This window comes from Bradyrhizobium manausense (assembly GCF_018130615.1).
Taxonomy (GTDB): Bacteria; Pseudomonadota; Alphaproteobacteria; order Rhizobiales; family Xanthobacteraceae; genus Bradyrhizobium; species Bradyrhizobium manausense_A.
Map to the genome: position 1 here is coordinate 98,635 of NZ_JAFCKB010000022.1, position 16,728 is coordinate 115,362.

A 16,728-nucleotide genomic window follows, 5' to 3' on the forward strand; every position below is an offset into this window, starting at 1 on the left:
TAATACTTCTTGCACATCAAGAAATATTGTTCATTCTATATTCGCATAATTCAAAATGGCCTGGCCATGAACCGAGACGTTATCGACATCCGCCTTCTCGAAGCCTTCGCCGCCGTGATGTCGGCGGGCAGCATCACCAGCGCGGCGCGGCTGCTCGGCCGTTCGCAGCCGGTCGTGACGCGTCAGATCCAGGATCTCGAGGCTGAGGTCGGCTATGCCCTGTTCTCCCGCAACGGTCCGCGCATCAGTCCGACGTCAAAGGGTGTGCTGTTTCACGCCGAGGTCGAGCGGCTCCTGATGGGCCTGAAGCACATCCGCCAGCGCGCCGACGCGATCGGTGCGGGCGCACTTCCCGTACTCAGCCTGGCAGCGATCCCGGTGCTCGCCGCCGGCTTCGTCCCGGCCGCGCTCGCAGCGCTCGAGCGCGAGTTGCTGCCAAGCCAGGTCCACGTGCAGGCGCTCTCAGCCGAGAACGTCGTGCAGTCGGTGCTGTCGCAATCGGTGGATTTCGGCCTCGCCAGCCTGCCGGTCCAGCATCCCGGCCTCGACGTGCAGTGGGTCTGCGAGGTGCCATGCGTCGCTTGTCTCGCGATGGACCATCCGCTCGCGAAGAAGAAGGTGGTTCGCCTGAAGGACCTTGGTGGCAGCCGTCTGCTGACGATGGCCAATCCCTACCGGCTTCGCCGCCGGGTGGACGAGGCGCTGGAGCGCGAGGGCGTGGCGCCCGCGGGAATCATCGATACCAATTCCTCGATGACCGCGATCGCGATGGCCAAGCAGTCGCTCGGCATCGCCATCGTCGAGCCTGTACTGACGTCGAGCCTTCCGGTGGAAGGCGTCGTCACCCGGCGCTTGGACGTCTCCATTCCTTTCCTGTTTGCCGCACTTTCCCCGACCGGACGCGAACTCACGCCGACAGTCGCCTCCCTCAACGACGCGCTGCGTGCGGCGGTGGCGCTGATGCCCGGCGCCAAGCTGCACAGCGGCGCAACCGCAAGCCTCGAACCCGATGAGGCGGCCGGCGAATTCGAGAAAGCCAATTCATGACGACGATCACGCCAAACGCATCCGGCCTCACAGCGCTCGAGGAGCGGCTCAAGCAGGATCTTTCGTGGCTGGAACTACCGGCCAAATCCTGGGTGCCGCGCCGTATCGTGGATGGCGAGACGGTCGTCGACGTCGTGATCGTCGGTGCCGGCATGGCTGGCCTCGTTGCTTCCGCCATGCTGAAGCGGCTCGGCGTCGACAATCATCTCGTGCTCGACCGGGCGCGGGCGGGCGAGGAGGGGCCATGGGTAACCTACGCCCGCATGCGCACGCTGCGCTCGCCCAAGGAATTGACCGGCCCCGCGATGGGCATGCCGGCGCTGACCTTTCGCGCATTCTACGAAGCGCAATACGGCAGCGAGGCCTGGAAGGCACTCGATCGCGCGCCGCGCACGATGTGGATGGATTATCTGGTTTGGTATCGCAAGGTACTCGGCCTGCCGGTCCGCAACGAGGCGTCGGTCGAACGCATCCAGGCGCGGCCTGATGATCTCTTTGCGCTCGATATCCGCGAGCGCGGCACGCTGCGGAAAATCCTGGCGCGGCATGTCGTGCTGGCGACGGGGCGCGACGGCCTCGGCGGCGCTTACGTGCCGCCGCTGGCCGATGGCATCGATCGACGGTTCTGGGCGCATTCCTCCGACGCGATCGACTTCGCCAAGTTGCGCGGCAAGCGCCTCGCCGTGGTCGGCGCCGGCGCATCCGCGATGGACAACGCAGCCGCTGCACTGGAGAGCGGTGCGGCAAGGCTCGACCTTTTCATCCGGCGCGCCGACATTCCGCGCATCAACAAGTTCACGGGCATCGGCAGCCAGGGCGTCGTGCACGGCTTTGCCGGGCTCACCGACGCGTGGAAATGGCGCTTCCTCGATCACACGCTGAGGGCCCAGACGCCGCCGCCGCGCCAGAGCGTGCTGCGGGTCTCCGCCTATCCGCATGCGCATTTCCATCTCGCGAGCCCCATCGACGAGCTCGTTGTTGAACGTGACCATCTGGTCGTAACGACGCCGAAGGGCCGCTATGCGACCGACTTCATCATCTTTGGCACCGGCTTCAAAGTCGATCTCGCGCTGCGACCCGAACTGGCCGAGTTCGCGCCACATATCCGCTTCTGGCGCGATCGTTTCCCGGCGCCCACGGACATGGACAATGCCGAGCTCGAGGGCTCGCCCGATCTCGGCGACATCTTCCAGTTCCAGGAGAAGGTCCCGGGCGCCTGTCCGGCGCTTTCGCGGCTCCACTGCTTCAACTATCCGGCGACGCTGAGCCACGGAAAGCTCTCCGGCGACATTCCCGCAATCAGCGAAGGCGCCGATCGGCTCGCGCGCGGCATTGTCCGCCGCCTCTTCGTCGAGGACCGCGAGATCCACTTCGCCAATCTGAAGGCGTTCGCCACGCCCGAAATCATCGGTGACGAATGGATCGATGCCGATGCTCTCCATCAACACGCCGAGTAACCCAGCAACCGGACAGGCAAGCGCGAGATGCAGACCAATAGAAAGGCCATCGCAGCCGCGATCGCCGGCAATGCGATGGAATGGTACGACTTCACGGTGTTCGCGCTGATGACACCGGTCATCAAGAACCTGTTCTTCCCGGTGGACCCGAAAGTCCCGGGCAGTGAAATCAATGCGCTGCTGCTCACCACCGCGCTGTTCGGCACCGGCTTCTTCATGCGGCCCGTTGGTGGGCTCGTGCTCGGCTATTTCGGCGATCGCAAGGGACGGAAAGCGGCGATGACGCTCGGTATGAGCATCATGGCGCTCTCGGTCGCGCTGCTCGCGCTGACGCCGACCTACGCGACTGCCGGCATTGTCGCTCCGCTGATCGTGCTGCTGGCGCGATTGCTCCAGGGCTTTTCGGTCGGCGGCGAGTTCGGCACCTCGACCGCCTATCTGATCGAAGCCGCGCCTCCCGGCCACAGTGGCTTCTATGGTTCGTGGCAGATCGCCGGCCAACTCATGGCCAACGTGCTCGGCGCAGTGCTGGGCGCCGCCCTGACATTGACGTTCACGCAGGAGCAGCTTGCCGCCGGCGCCTGGCGGATTCCCTTCTTCGTCGGCCTCGTGATCGTTCCGATCCTGCTCTACATGCGCGCCAGCGTCATCGAGCCCGAAGCCTCGCGACGCAGCATGGCGACGGTGCACAAGGAGAACTTCGTCGCCGCTCTGAAGAATCCCGGCCGCAATTTCCTGATCGGCATGGGCATGGTGGTGGCGAGCGCCGTGTCGTTCTACGTTACCTTCGGCTACACCGTGACCTACGCCAAGGAGGTGTTGAAGCTGCCGTTGATGCAGAGCTTCCTGGTGCAGATGATCGCGGCAATCGTGATGGTGATCGTCGTTCCCGCCGCCGGCGCCATCTCCGACCGCTACCCGCGCAAGCTGCTGCTGCTGGTCTCGCTCATTGGCTATTTCGTCTCCCTCTATCCGCTTTATGCCTGGGTGATCTCGGAGCCCACGATCGCAAAGCTCCTGATCGCCCAGGTCGTGATCGGCTTCTTCAGCGCCTTCTTTCTCGGCGTCTACTGCACCACGCTGGTCGAGCTGTTTCCGATCCGCATCCGCTCGACCGCACTTGCGATCGTCAACAATGTCGCGGTGCTGGTGTTCGGCGGCTTTGCCCAGTTCTTCGTGACCTGGCTGATCGCGCTCACCGGCTCTCCGCTGGCACCGATCTTTTATGTGATGATCGGCGTCGGCCTCGGGCTGATCGCAGTGATCGCGATGCGGCCGGAGGATACCGGGCGGGAGCAGGTCGCAGACGGCGCCGTCGAACAGGCGTCGTAAAGCCACTCAAAATTCGAGCGGCGCGTTGTCGACGACCTCCTTCATCACGAAGAAGGTGCGGGTCTGGCGGACGCCGGGGAGCGCGATGAGCTGCTCGCCATGGATGCGGTTGAAATCCTCCATGTCGCCGACGCGGATCTTGAGGAAATAGTCGAAGTCGCCGGCGACGAGGTGGCAGTCGAGCACGAATTTCAGTTTTGCGATGGCCTGCTCGAAGATGGCGAAGCTCTCGGGCGTCGAGCGGTCCAGCACGACGCCGACCATCACCAGCGTCCCCTTGGCCACCTTCTTCGGCGCCACCATGGCGCGGACCGCGGCGATAAAGCCATCCTCGAACAGGCGCTGGGTGCGGCGGTGACAGGTGGCGGGGCTGATCGCGACGGTTTCGGCCAGCTCGGCATTGCTGAGCCGGCCGTTATTCTGCAGCAATCTCAACATCTTGAGGTCGATGCGATCAAGACGGGCAGACATGGAAGAAACTTCCGTATTCTGATGCTATTTCGGAAGGAATATTATCCAACTCCATAATGTCTGCAAGATTACCTGCAATATGGGCGCAATATTCGAGAGCACCTTTTTGCAGGTCGATGCTAGCCACATCCCAGACACCAACGCCAATCGGGATGATCCAATGAGACTGGACAAATTCGCGCGCTATCCGCTGACCTTCGGACCGACGCCCATCGAGAAGCTGGAGCGGATGTCCAAGCATCTCGGCGGCAATGTCGAGATCTACGCCAAGCGCGAGGACTGCAATTCCGGCCTCGCCTATGGCGGCAACAAGCTGCGCAAGCTCGAATACATCATCCCCGACGCGATCGCCTCGAATGCCGACACGCTGGTCTCGATCGGCGGTGTGCAGTCGAACCACACCCGCATGATTGCCGCCGTCGCCGCCAAGATCGGCATGAAGTGCCGCCTGGTGCAGGAAGCCTGGGTGCCGCATGAGGACGCCGTCTATGACCGCGTCGGCAACATCATGCTCTCGCGTATCATGGGCGCCGACGTGCGCCTGGTCGATGATGGTTTCGACATCGGCATCCGCAAGAGCTGGGAGCAGGCGATCGAGGAAGTGAAGGCTGCGGGCGGCAAGCCCTATGCGATTCCCGCCGGCGCCTCCGTGCACAAATTTGGCGGGCTCGGCTATGTCGGCTTCGCCGAGGAAGTGCGCCAGCAGGAGAAGGAGCTCGGCTTCAAGTTCGACTACATCGTGGTCTGCACCGTCACCGGCTCGACCCATGCCGGTATGCTGGTCGGCTTCGCCGCGGACGGCCGCGCGCGCAAGGTGATCGGCATCGATGCGTCGTTCACACCGGCACAGACCAAAGCCCAGGTGCTCGAGATCGCGCAGAACACCGCCAAGCTCGTCGAGCTCGGCAAGGAGCTCGTTGCCGACGATGTCGTGCTGATCGAAGACTACGCCTATCCCGCCTATGGCGTGCCATCGGAAGAGACCAAGGAGGCGATCCGCCTCACCGCGCGACTCGAGGGCATGATCACGGACCCCGTCTATGAGGGCAAATCGATGCAGGGCCTGATCGACCTGGTGAAGAAGGGCCATTTCGAGAAGGGCGCGAAGATTCTCTACGCCCATCTCGGCGGTGCGCCGGCGCTAAACGGGTATGCGTACGCGTTCAGGAACGGCTGAGGCAGGCGTCGCTCTCGCCTCCCCACCGCTGTCGTCCCGGCGAAGGCCGGGACCCATCACCCCAGGGAGCAGTCTGGCGAAGAACATCGTCGCGCGTGCCCCAAGGCAAATCACGCGGTATGGATCCCGGATCGGCGCTCCGCCTCGCTGCGCTTGTCCGGGATGACGATGCGGAGAGAGTTGGCGCGCTAACAACCACGACCGGACGCTACCGCGTCCTGACGATCTGCAGCAGCTCGTCGCCATAGTGCTCGAGCTTCTTGTCGCCAATTCCCGGCACGTTGCGCAGCTCGTCCAGCGTCGTCGGCCAGGCCCGGACGATGCCGTCGATGGTGGCGTCGTGCAGCACCACATAGGCCGGCACGCCGCGCTCGCGCGCCACGTCTGAACGCCAAGAGCGCAGACGCGCACGCAGCTCCGGATCGACGTCGCCCTGCGGTGCGCTCGCCGCCGGCGCCAGGTCGCCGCGGCGCGATTTCGCACGGCTCGAGCGGGCGCGCGTACCAGGCGCCTCCTCCCGCAGCCAAACTTCCGTTTCGCCGCGCAGCACGCCGCGCGCGGACTCCGTCAGTTTCAACGCGCCATAAGCTTCGCTGTCGCTCTGCAAATGCCCCATCGCCACCAGTTGCCGCAGCACGGTGCGCCACTGCTTTTCGTTGAGCTCACGCCCGATGCCGAACACGGAGAGCTTGTCGTGGCCGAATTGCGTCACCTTCTCGGTCAAGCGTCCGATCAGCACGTCGATCAAGTGCATCGCGCCGAAGCGCTGTCCGGTCCGATAGGCGCAGGACAACAGCTTCTGCGCCAGCACCTTGCCGTCGCGCATCTTTGGCGGCGTCAGGCAGTTGTCGCAATTGCCGCAATTCTCCGCGGTCAAGGCCTCGCCGAAATAGGCGAGCAACCGCTTGCGCCGGCATTGCGCGGTCTCGGCGAGTCCGACCAGCGCGTCGAGCTTGCCGATCGACACGCGCTTGAAATCGTCGGAGCCACTGGACTCGTCGATCATCCGGCGCTGCTGCACGATGTCCGACAGTCCATACGCCATCCAGGCCGCCGACGGCTTGCCGTCGCGTCCCGCTCGCCCGGTCTCCTGGTAATAGGCTTCGATGCTCTTGGGCAGGTCAAGATGAGCGACGAAGCGCACGTCGGGCTTGTCGATGCCCATGCCGAAGGCGATGGTGGCGACGATGACGACGCCGTCCTCGTTGAGGAAGCGATCCTGGTTGCGCGAGCGCACGCTGCTGTCGAGCCCGGCGTGATAGGGCAGCGCCGCAATGCCGGCCTCGTCGAGCGCGGCGGCGACCTCCTCGACGCGATTGCGCGACAGGCAGTAGACCACGCCGGCGTCGTCGGCATGGCGCTCCCGGATGAACTCCTTCAGCTGCGCCACGGCATTGCGCTTGTCGACGATCTCGTAGCGGATGTTCGGCCGGTCGAAGCTCGAAACGAATTGCGGGCTGTCGGCAAGTTGGAGCCGCTGAACGATCTCTTTCCGCGTCAATTCATCCGCCGTCGCGGTCAGCGCGATGCGCGGCACGTTTGGAAAGCGTTCGGCGATGATGGAGAGACCGACATATTCGGGCCGGAAGTCGTGCCCCCATTGCGAGACGCAATGCGCCTCGTCGATCGCGAACAACGACACCTTGGCCTGCGCCAGCATCGAAAGGCAGCGTGGCGTCACCAGACGTTCCGGCGCGACATAGAGCAGGTCGAGATCGCCCGCAATCAGGCGTCGCTCGATATCGGAGGCTTCCTGGAACGACAGCGAGGAATTCAGCGCGGCGGCGTTGACGCCGGCCTCGATCAGGCCCGCGACCTGGTCGCGCATCAGCGCGATCAGTGGCGAGACGACGATGCCGCAGCCTTCGCGCAACAGTGACGGCAGTTGATAGCACAAAGACTTGCCGCCGCCGGTCGGCATCAGCACCAAGCAATTGCCGCCGTCGGTGACATGCCGGATGATCTCGCCCTGCGCACCGCGGAACCCCGGCAGGCCGAACACCGAATGCAGTACCGACAGCGCATCGCGGCCATCGGCCGGCACTGGCAGCGGAACGGTGGAAGGGGCGGACATGAGCGCGTCGGGGGTTTCGAGATTCGTCACAACGCCAGTCGCATGACCGCGCTGGCGTTGCAAGTCCGACTTGCCCCGCGAGCGGCGGACTGGCGAAAAGCTACGCTCCGATCCGGCGCAAGGCTTCGGTGACGGTCACGATCGGCATGTTGCGCTTCTCCGCTGCCCCAAGCGCGTGGCGCAGCAAGGCCGGCCTACAGCCATACGGGCTCGGCTGGTCGACGATGTCATGGCCGTAGAAGATCAGCCAACCGCCGCTGGCGACGGCCTCATCGAAATAGCGGTCGACACCATTGGCATCGATCTCGCAATCAACCAGCGGCGAGGCCCGCAGGAACTGGAGATCGATCACGTCGCTGTTAACGCCAGGAAGGATGCCACGCGCCGAGCGGAAGCTTTGGGCGAGCTGCGGCTTGCGCCAGACTGAAGCGAGGCCATACGGATAGGCGAAATTCTCGAGCCGGATCGAGGAATCGATGTCGTGAAAATAGCTGCGATTCCGCTCGATCTCGCGCGCCATCGCGCTCTCGTCGAGATCGACCGCGCGCCGATGTGAGAATGTGTGGCAGCCGATCTCGTGGCCCGCGCAATGCAACCGAACGATCGCGTCCCTCGACAGGCCGTGCCAATGATCGGAGGGTTGATCGATCAGGCTGCCAGCGAGATAGAACGTACCGCGTCCGCCATGGGCTTCCAGCAGCGCGGCACCCTCGCTCGCAGCACTGTCGGGGGCGTCATCGAAGGTGAAGCTTACCATCGGCGCATGCGCCGGCAAGCGGTGCGGCGCGGCGCTGAAATGTCGGGCCAGCCGATTGCTCAGGCGTCCGTTGAGTGCCGACAGCACGGGTGCATTCCCTGTGAATCCATATTTCTGAACTGAAACATTTGCCGGCGGTCTGAGGCAAGCCTAACGCCCAGGTAATCCTAACGTGGAACCAACGGTCTTCGGTTAACGCGCGAGCAGCGGCGCATCGGTGTTCGCGCCGAGATATTGCAGCCAATTGCGGAAAAGCGCTGCGGCAGCAGTGCCCGCGGCGATATCGCTGCGCAAGGTCAATGCAGGCAGCTCGTTGGTCAGGGCCGGATGGCGCTGGTGCCTCGCCCGCTTCTCGAAGCGCACGAGCTTCACCTCCGTCGCTGCGTCAAAATAGCTCACAGGCAGATGCGGATAGCTCTCGCGCTCGCGCGCGAGGTAGCGGCCGATGTCGCGCAGATATTCACGCTGGAGCGACAGTGCGTCGTACTCCGGATGGCCCTGGAAGAACACGAAACGGCTGTCATATTGCCGGGTGAAGACGTCGACACCAGCCTGAGCGGAGCGGGTCAGGACCTGATAGCCGGCCTGCGCGAGATCCTGTTCGGCGACTTCATTCAGGCGCGAATGCGAGACCTTGAGCGGCGCCGGCGCGTCGCGCATCAAGGAATCGCTGCTCACAGCCACGCAGTCGAAGATGCCGTGACATTTGGTCGGCAGGCGTTGTCGTTCGACCCGATCGAGATGCAGCACCGCCGCGTGTGCGGCGAGGCATGACCAGATCGTCGAGCGGGTGTTGCTCTTGGCCCAGTCGATCAGCTCGGTGAGGTCGCGCCAGTACGGCTCCTGGTCGAGCTCGGGTGCGACCGGCTCGGCGCCGGTCACGATCAGCCCGTCGAATGTCTGACGCTTGAGATCGGCAAGATCGGAGTATTCGCTCTCGACATGCCATTTCGCTTCCGGCGAGCGTTTCACTGACGGCAGCGAAAAGCAATGGAAGCGAATACTGCGCGGCCCCGCGGCGGCCTGGAGCAGCTTCATGAACTGCCGCTCGGTCGCCTTCAGGGCCGTATCAGGCATGTTGTTGATCAGCCCGATGGTCAGCTCAGTACCGCCATGATTGCGCGCGAGATCGCCTTCGGCCGGCACCAGCGCCGGGCTCGCGATACCTTGATCCCTGGCGATCAAGACGCTCATCGACCCGGCTGCCTACTCCGCAGCCTGGAGACGCGCGGTGGGACAAGCCTTCTCGAGCGCCTGATCGATGTCCTCGATGATATCGGCGGCATGCTCGATGCCGATCGAGAGGCGGATCGTCTCCGGCAGCACGCCGGCTGTGCGTTGCTGCTCCGGCGACATCTGCCGGTGCGTGGTCGAGGCCGGATGGCAGGCCAGCGACTTGGCATCGCCAATGTTGACGAGGCGCGTGATCAGCTTCAACGCGTCATAGAAAGTCTTGCCGGCCTCCATGCCGCCCTTGATGCCGAAGGTGAACAGCGAGGAGGCATTGCCGTCGAGATATTTCTGAACCAGCGGATAATAGGGGCTGTCCGGGAAGCCGGTGTAATTCACCCAGGCAACGCGCGGATCGGCACGGAGGAATTCGGCAACCTTGCGGGCGTTCTCGCAATGGCGCTCCATGCGCAGCGCCACGGTCTCGATGCCCTGCAGCAACAGGAACGCATTGAACGGCGATAGCACCGAGCCCATGGTGCGCTGATAGACGCTGCGCGCACGCTCGATATAGGCGGTCCTGCCGAAGCGCTCGGCATAGACGAGGCCGTGATAGGAGGCATCCGGCTTGTTATAGGCCGGGAACCGGTCGGCGTGCTGGGCCCAGGGGAAATTTCCGGAATCGACGATGGCGCCGCCGAGCGTGGTGCCGTGGCCGCCCAGGAATTTGGTCAGCGAATGCACCGCGATGTCGGCGCCGTAGTCGAACGGCTTGAGCAGGATCGGCGTAGCGACCGTGTTGTCGACGATCAGCGGCACACCATGGGCATGCGCGATCTTGGCCAGCGCCTCGATATCGCAGACATTACCGGCAGGATTGCCGATGGTTTCGGCGAACACGGCGCGGGTGTTCTCGTCGATCAGCTTCGCGACCGCATCGGGCGCGTCACTCTCGGCGAAGCGGCCGGTGATGCCCTGCCGCGGCAGGATGTGCGAGAGTAGCGTGTGGGTGGTGCCATAGAGCTGCGGCACGGAGACGATGTTGCCGCCGTGATCGGCGACGTTAACGAAGGCGAAATGCAGCGCAGCCTGGCCGGTCGCAACCGCGAGCGCGCCGACGCCGCCTTCGAGCTGGGCGATGCGCTTCTCCAGCACGGCGCTGGTCGGATTGGCGATGCGACTGTAGCGGAAACCTTCGGCCTCGAGATTGAAGAGCGCTGCGCCATGATCGGCGCTGTCGAAAGCGTAGGCCGCGGTCTGATAGATCGGCACGGCAACCGCGTGCGTGGTGGCTTCGGGCTCGTAGCCGGCGTGAATAGCAATCGTCTCGTTGCGCATCGTACCACCTCCGCGTGGCGCGGGCCGCACTTATTGGCCTGTATGAGGCATGTGCGTTGTCCGCCGTTCCTCTGTTAGAGGCGGGTGGTAAAGCGGACAATAATTCGCTTAGACATCGAGGAAGTAACCCTAATGCTTGTTGGTAACTTGGCTAAAATTTGAGTCAATTTGGATTAACTATTCCGCTGGCGTCACCGGCAAGCCGGCGCGCGACAGCGCCGGATCAGGCCATCGTTTCCCAGAGCCGGCGGGCCAGCACGCCGGCGCGCCTCTCGATCGCGGCGGCCGCGTCAAGCGCGAGATCCTCGCGATAACGGCCCGCGATGAGCTGCACGCCGATCGGCTTGCCGTCGTGCACGGCCACGGGGACCACGGCGCCGGGCAATCCCAACACGTTGATCGCCGAGATGAAGCGGATCTCGCCCCAGAAGATTTCCTGCACGCGCTCGGCGCTCACGGCGTCCTCGCGCGGACCCGGCGTCGGCTTCACCGTGGTGGGCGCCAGCACCACCGGGTAATCCTCGAGGAACAATTGCCACGCGCGGATATGGCCGTTACGGGCGGCGGTCGCCTGCATCCAGGCCTTGAGGTCGAGGACATTCGCCTTGGTCTTCATGCCGCCCCACGCCCGATGAAAGTCTTCCGACGTGACCTTCAGCATGCCGGCTTCCTGCATCACCACTGTCTCGTTGGTGATGATGTCGCACCAGGTCTGCCAGACGCCGTTGATGTCGGGCACCTCGACCTCGCTGACGCTGTAGCCGGAACGCTCCAGATGATCGGCCGCCTGGCGCAGTGCCGCGCTGACGGCCGGATCAACGTCCATGTCCTCGGGAATCTTGGCCAGCGCGACCTTGATCGGCCCTTTGGGCGTCGGGCCGGTCAGCGGCGCCGGCACCCACCAGGGATCACGCGGATCGCGCTGGCTCATGACTTCCAACGCAAGACGGACGTCGTCGACGTGGCGGGCGAGCGGTCCCTGCGCCGACATCAGATGCGCCAGCATCGGTCGCTCCGCCGTCGCGCTTGCATTGAAAGCGGGAATACGGCCCTGCGTCGGCTTGATGGTGGCGACGCCATTGCAATGCGCCGGCCAGCGCAGCGAGCCGCCGATATCGTTGCCATGCGCGATGGTGCCGATGCCGGCGGCCACAGCCGAACCCGCACCGCCCGAGGAGCCGCCGCAGGTGATGTTCGGGTCCCAGGGATTAAGCGTCAGCCCGTGCAGCGGATTGTCGGTGAAGCCGCGGAAGGAGAATTCCGGTGTGTTGGTGAGGCCGATGACGATCGCACCGGCCTTCTTCAGGTTGCGGACAACGGGCGAATCCGACGGCGCGATGAGGTTCTTGTTGGCGGGAACGCCGTTGAAATTGGGTCGGCCCTCGTAGTCGACGTTTTCCTTGATGGTCACGGGTACGCCGTGCAGGAGACCGAGCTCGCCGCCTTTGGTGCGCTGCTTGTCGGCCGCATGCGCCGCCTTCAGTGCCTCCTCGCCGAGATCGACGACGACCGCATTCAGCCTGGGATTGACGGCATGCATCCGCTCCAGATGCGCCTCGACGGTGTCCACCGCGGAAATTGCGCCGGAGCGGATCGCAGCCGCGGTCTGCACCGCAGACCATTGCCAGGCCGGCCCCTCGGGGCGGCGTGCCGCGGCTGATCTTTGCGGTGTGGCCTTCTTGACGACCTTCTTGGCCGGCCTCGAGCGAGCCGGCTCACGGACGGATGCCTTCCCGCTCGCGGTCTTCGCCACTTTCTTCGAAGCGCTCTTCTTCGTCGCCGTCTTCTTCGCCACGTCGCATCTCCTGAAACTACAGCGCGAAAGTTACGGACGGTAATGACGCATGTACAGCGGCGTTTCTGCATGGCGCAAAGGCGGAGCGGCCAATGCGACGAATTGTCGGGGATAGCTGAGCTCGGGAAAAGTGGCCGGACCATGCCAACGGGCACGCCCTCGGCGAAGTGGAGGAAGTCGAGAGCGACGCAGATCCGGCGCAACGCCGCGCGGCCGGCCACACCGCGACGAAACTTTCGACGCCGACGTTTCGCCCAGATCTGGAGGACGCGGGGCCGCTGCGACTCTCGTCACGCTGCCGATAAATTCATCGGGCAATATGCTCGCGTACACACGTCACGATTCTCAATATCAGCTGCTTGACAGGCATTATCAGTCGTTGCAGTTTTAGGTTGAATAACCTTCGAATGATTTTGCTTTTGCTCGTTTGATTTTCCAAGCAGCGAACGTGGAGCATTCATATGACGGTTATTCCTCCCGCTAGTGGCGTTACCATCCACAGCGGCGATACGATGGATGTCAGTGGCGGTGCTTCCGTCGACAGCACGACGATCGAAACAGGCGGCTTGCAGACAGTCGGCGGATCGTTCTCGACAAGCACGGCAACCCACACGATCATCTCTGGCGGAGAGCAGGATGTCATTCTGGATGGCGTCGCCAGTTATACGACCATCTACGCAGGCGGCGTGCAGCGCGTAACCGGCGAATTCGTGCATGAAGGTCCAACCCCCGGCGCCGTTGACCACACCACGATCAATGGTGGGGGCGAGCAGGACATCGACACGGGCACCGCAACGACGACGACTGTCAATTCCGGCGGCGTCCAGAACGTGACGAATGGCGGCAGTGCCAGCGGAACCATCGTCAACTCCGGCGGCATGTTCAGAGTTTCGGGTGAAACCGTAGAGACGGCGCCGGTGTATCCCCCGCCGGTGATCCAAAGCGTGGCGACCGGTGCAACCATCAACCACGGAGGCGAATTCGACGTCACCGGCGGCGGGACTGCAGTGAACACCGTCGTCAACGGCGGCCTCATGGTGGTCTCGGGGTCGATACCGGATCCGTTCGCCAACGTCCCTGGCCAGCCGGCCGTCGACGCCAGCATGGCGACCGGCACCATCGTCGAAGGTTTTGGAACGTTGACGGCGTCGAACGGCGCGTTGGTGTCCGGGACAGTCGTCCAAAACTACGGGACGCTGAATGTGGATGCAGGTGGCACAGCGATCGGCACGACAGTCAGCAACGCGACGATACACCTGTCCGCTGGCGCGACGGCGACCAACACGACCGTCAATCAGTACGGAACCCTCATCGTACTTGGCAACGCCGACTTTTCAGGCACCGTCTTCAACCCCGGCAGCGCTCTGGAGATCGGCGACGGCACGATTGAAAACGGATTTACCATTGCGAAGAGCGGGACGCTGCAGGTTTTGGACGGCGGTGTTCTCAACAACAGCACAGTCTCTGCAGGCGCAACACTCATCGCTGAAGCTGGCGCGACGCTATCCAATACAACCTTCCAGAGTGGTGCAACGTTTATCGCCGACTATGGCTACACGGAAGACGGCTTCACCGTATCGAACGGCACGCTATTCAAGGTGTTCGGCGCAGCCACGAACACGACGATCTTAGCGGGCGGCAAGCAAATCCTTGGCAATTACGGCTTGGACGCAACCACCAGCAACACGATCATCAATGGCGGCGAACAAGATGTCGGGCTTGCATCCACCGCGAGCTATACCACCATCAACACGGGCGGCGTTCAGCATGTCGCCGGCCTTTATATGCACGATGCGCCGGGTCCAGGGCGGGCGGATCACACCACGATCAATAATGGCGGCGAGCAGGATGTCGATACTGGCATCGTGACGTCAACCACCGTCAATGCCGGGGGCGTTCAGAACATTACCAACGGAGGCTCTGCCAGCGGCACGATCGTCAAGTCGGGCGGTGTCGTCAACGTCTCGGGAGAGACGGTCTATTATCCTCCCGGAGGCCCGTACGGCATCGTCTTCAGGAGCGAAGTCGATTCGGCCGTTATCGGCAGCGGCGGCCAATTGCACCTGTCCGGAGCGGGGATCGCTGAGAACGCCACCATCAATGGTGGCGTGATGACGGTTTCGGGATTCCTTGCAGACCCGACGCACGACCCAAGCGCACCGGCGATCGACACCAGCGCGGCGAACGGCACGATCCTCAACTCAGGAAGTCTCTCCGTTTCGGACGGCGGCACCGCCACCTCCACCACTCTGAACGGCGGCACGCTTGACGTGCTCGATCACGGCACCGCGAACGCTTCGACGATTTATCATGGCGCCATAGAACTCGTCGAAGCGGGCGGCATTGCCGGTGCGACCACGATCGCCGGCGGCACGCTTGATCTCAAGGCGGGCGCGATGTCCGACGACGCGATCAAGTTCTCCGGCCAGGGCACGCTCAAGATCGAGCAGCTGGTTTCGGGCTCGTCGTCCTTTGCAAGCCAGATCAAGGGCATCTCGCTCGGCGACCAGATCGATCTTTCCGGCCTGTCTTATACGAGCGGTGCGACGGCGAACGTATCTGGTTTGACGCTCACGGTCAGCAACGGCACGGTCAGCGAGACCTTCACACTGGCGGATACGTCGGTGACGCATTTCGGCATCACGAAGGACGGCAACGGCGGGATTCTGCTGAGAGCCGCGGCCCTGCCCTCTATCGCTGGAGCCGTGTCCGGACAAACCAGCAGCAACGAGGCTGCGATCAATCCATTCGCGACCGTCACGATCACAGATCCAAACGCAGCAGCAACGGATGGCCTGATCATCACGCTCGCGGGCGCGACCGGCATCCTGTCCGGGACGGGGCTGATTTCGCTTGGAAACGGAACCTACGAACTTGCAGCGACCAGCGCCGACAAGCTGACCGCCGAGCTGCACGGCCTCACCTTTGTGTCCTCGCCGCACGGAGACGGCAGCGCAACGACCACATTCACGTTGAGCGACACGAGCAGCGTGGGCTTGACCGTCAGCGACGCCCACACCACCGTCATCGACACACATCAAGCCGGTCCCACGATAATCAACGGCCCGGCATCCGGTTATGCGACCATCGAGGGCACGACGGGCAACGATATCATCCACGCCTATGGCATGTTCAACATCATCCACAGCAATGGTGGAAACGACACAATCTATGCCGGACTATACGGCACGGTTGATGTGTCGAACGGCGACAGCACCGTCGATCTGGAGGGGTTCGGCAACCGCGTGACCGGTGGCGACGGCAATATCACGGTGACGGGCTCAACGGGCGCCACCATGATTACGCTCGGCAACGGCAGCGACACTGTCGACGCCAGCGGATACGGGAACATCATCACCCTGGGCAACGGCAAGAATGTTGTCCACCCGGGTGACGGCGCGAGCACAACGACGGCTGGCGACGGCAACGACCAGGCGACGCTCTCCGGATTTGGCAACACGGTCATCCTTGGAAATGGCAACGATCTCGTCACCGGCGGAGGCGGCGCCAACAGTGTCACGCTCGGCGATGGCAACAACGCGGTGAACCTCGGCGGAATGGTCAACCAGATTACCGTCGGTGCGGGAACGAACACGATCATCGCCGGCAACGGCGCGGATAACGTCGTTGCCGGCGCGGGCCACGATACGATCACACTCGGCGGAGTCGCCAATCACGTGGTGCTCAACGGGTCCGAGGCAATCGTGACAAACCAGATGGGCCTGGACGTCATCACGGCCAATGGCGGATCAGACCAGTTTAACTTTGTCGGGTTCGGCAATCAGGCCATCATCAACGGCCCCGCCCATGTCAGCATCAGCGATCACAGCGCGGGTCTGACCGTCTCCGTCAACTCCAGCAACCAGATTGATACAATCTCCGGCTTTGGCAATGACCCGCTCGGCGTCATCGCGCTCGCAAGTGGCGTAGGCAATTACCACTCCGTCGCCGACGTCATGAACGCGCTGAGGAGCGACGGGCATGGCGGGACCCTGCTTGCCCTGGGCAGCGTTCCTGACGCCGGGTCTCTCGATTTCGTCGACACCACGATCAGCCAATTGCACGCGTCGAACTTTGTGATCGTGTAACGTCAGGCGCTCCTGTAACGCG

11 protein-coding genes are annotated in these 16,728 nt (G+C 63.4%); 5 read left to right on the plus strand and 6 right to left on the minus strand.

The features are described from left to right. Positions 1-66 precede the first annotated feature (66 nt). Genes JQ587_RS30840 through JQ587_RS30850 form a run of 3 tightly spaced genes read left to right on the plus strand, consistent with a single transcriptional unit; the run spans position 67 to position 3,836 of the window. Positions 67-1,047, plus strand: coding sequence for a LysR family transcriptional regulator (locus JQ587_RS30840; protein ID WP_212427843.1), 981 nt, complete (start codon positions 67-69; stop codon positions 1,045-1,047). Further along, on the plus strand, positions 1,044-2,504 hold the full coding sequence (locus JQ587_RS30845) for an NAD(P)-binding domain-containing protein (RefSeq protein ID WP_212427844.1): 1,461 nt from the start codon (positions 1,044-1,046) through the stop codon (positions 2,502-2,504). Before JQ587_RS30840 ends, JQ587_RS30845 begins: the two co-directional genes overlap by 4 nt. Before the next feature lie 27 nt (positions 2,505-2,531). Continuing rightward, on the plus strand, positions 2,532-3,836 hold the full coding sequence (locus JQ587_RS30850) for a citrate-proton symporter (RefSeq protein WP_212427845.1): 1,305 nt from the start codon (positions 2,532-2,534) through the stop codon (positions 3,834-3,836). A 6-nt stretch (positions 3,837-3,842) separates the two neighbouring features. On the opposite strand, the gene JQ587_RS30855 is transcribed toward JQ587_RS30850, so the two are convergent. Further along, positions 3,843-4,307, minus strand: a complete 465-nt coding sequence (locus JQ587_RS30855; RefSeq protein ID WP_212303605.1) for an Lrp/AsnC family transcriptional regulator — start codon at positions 4,305-4,307, stop codon at positions 3,843-3,845. A 160-nt stretch (positions 4,308-4,467) separates the two neighbouring features. Between JQ587_RS30855 and JQ587_RS30860 the strand changes: the two genes are divergently transcribed. Then, entirely contained in the window at positions 4,468-5,484 is a 1,017-nt protein-coding gene (locus JQ587_RS30860; RefSeq protein WP_212303606.1) for a 1-aminocyclopropane-1-carboxylate deaminase, read from the plus strand. A gap of 208 nt (positions 5,485-5,692) precedes the next feature. Here the strand turns inward: JQ587_RS30860 and recQ are convergent, their stop codons facing one another. From recQ to JQ587_RS30885, 5 genes are all read right to left on the minus strand, one after another. Further along, on the minus strand, positions 5,693-7,558 hold the full coding sequence (gene recQ / locus JQ587_RS30865; protein ID WP_212427846.1) for a DNA helicase RecQ: 1,866 nt from the start codon (positions 7,556-7,558) through the stop codon (positions 5,693-5,695). A gap of 100 nt (positions 7,559-7,658) precedes the next feature. Further along, positions 7,659-8,402, minus strand: a complete 744-nt coding sequence (locus tag JQ587_RS30870) for a polysaccharide deacetylase family protein (RefSeq protein WP_212427847.1) — start codon at positions 8,400-8,402, stop codon at positions 7,659-7,661. Positions 8,403-8,507: 105 nt separating this feature from the next. Further along, positions 8,508-9,509 (minus strand): homoserine O-succinyltransferase MetA, encoded by a 1,002-nt coding sequence (gene metA, locus JQ587_RS30875; protein WP_212427848.1) that lies wholly within the window; start codon positions 9,507-9,509, stop codon positions 8,508-8,510. Between the two features lie 12 nt (positions 9,510-9,521). Then, on the minus strand, positions 9,522-10,823 hold the full coding sequence (locus tag JQ587_RS30880) for an O-acetylhomoserine aminocarboxypropyltransferase/cysteine synthase family protein (protein WP_212427849.1): 1,302 nt from the start codon (positions 10,821-10,823) through the stop codon (positions 9,522-9,524). Between the two features lie 223 nt (positions 10,824-11,046). Further along, complete coding sequence (locus JQ587_RS30885) at positions 11,047-12,618, minus strand: amidase family protein (protein ID WP_212427850.1); 1,572 nt, start codon at positions 12,616-12,618, stop codon at positions 11,047-11,049. A 461-nt stretch (positions 12,619-13,079) separates the two neighbouring features. Here JQ587_RS30885 and JQ587_RS30890 point away from each other — a divergent pair, with 461 nt between their 5' ends. Next, entirely contained in the window at positions 13,080-16,706 is a 3,627-nt protein-coding gene (locus tag JQ587_RS30890) for a hypothetical protein (protein WP_212427851.1), read from the plus strand. The last annotated feature ends 22 nt before the right edge of the window (positions 16,707-16,728 follow it).

What these genes read in the sequence shown, in the direction of transcription:
- JQ587_RS30840 (WP_212427843.1), top strand. Translation starts at nt 67, where the DNA reads ATGAACCGAGACGTTATCGACATCCGCCTTCTCGAAGCCTTCGCCGCC.
- JQ587_RS30845 (WP_212427844.1), top strand. Translation starts at nt 1,044, where the DNA reads ATGACGACGATCACGCCAAACGCATCCGGCCTCACAGCGCTCGAGGAG.
- JQ587_RS30850 (WP_212427845.1), top strand. Translation starts at nt 2,532, where the DNA reads ATGCAGACCAATAGAAAGGCCATCGCAGCCGCGATCGCCGGCAATGCG.
- JQ587_RS30855 (WP_212303605.1), bottom strand. Translation starts at nt 4,307, where the DNA reads ATGTCTGCCCGTCTTGATCGCATCGACCTCAAGATGTTGAGATTGCTG.
- JQ587_RS30860 (WP_212303606.1), top strand. Translation starts at nt 4,468, where the DNA reads ATGAGACTGGACAAATTCGCGCGCTATCCGCTGACCTTCGGACCGACG.
- recQ (WP_212427846.1), bottom strand. Translation starts at nt 7,558, where the DNA reads ATGTCCGCCCCTTCCACCGTTCCGCTGCCAGTGCCGGCCGATGGCCGC.
- metA (WP_212427848.1), bottom strand. Translation starts at nt 9,509, where the DNA reads ATGAGCGTCTTGATCGCCAGGGATCAAGGTATCGCGAGCCCGGCGCTG.
- JQ587_RS30880 (WP_212427849.1), bottom strand. Translation starts at nt 10,823, where the DNA reads ATGCGCAACGAGACGATTGCTATTCACGCCGGCTACGAGCCCGAAGCC.
- JQ587_RS30890 (WP_212427851.1), top strand. Translation starts at nt 13,080, where the DNA reads ATGACGGTTATTCCTCCCGCTAGTGGCGTTACCATCCACAGCGGCGAT.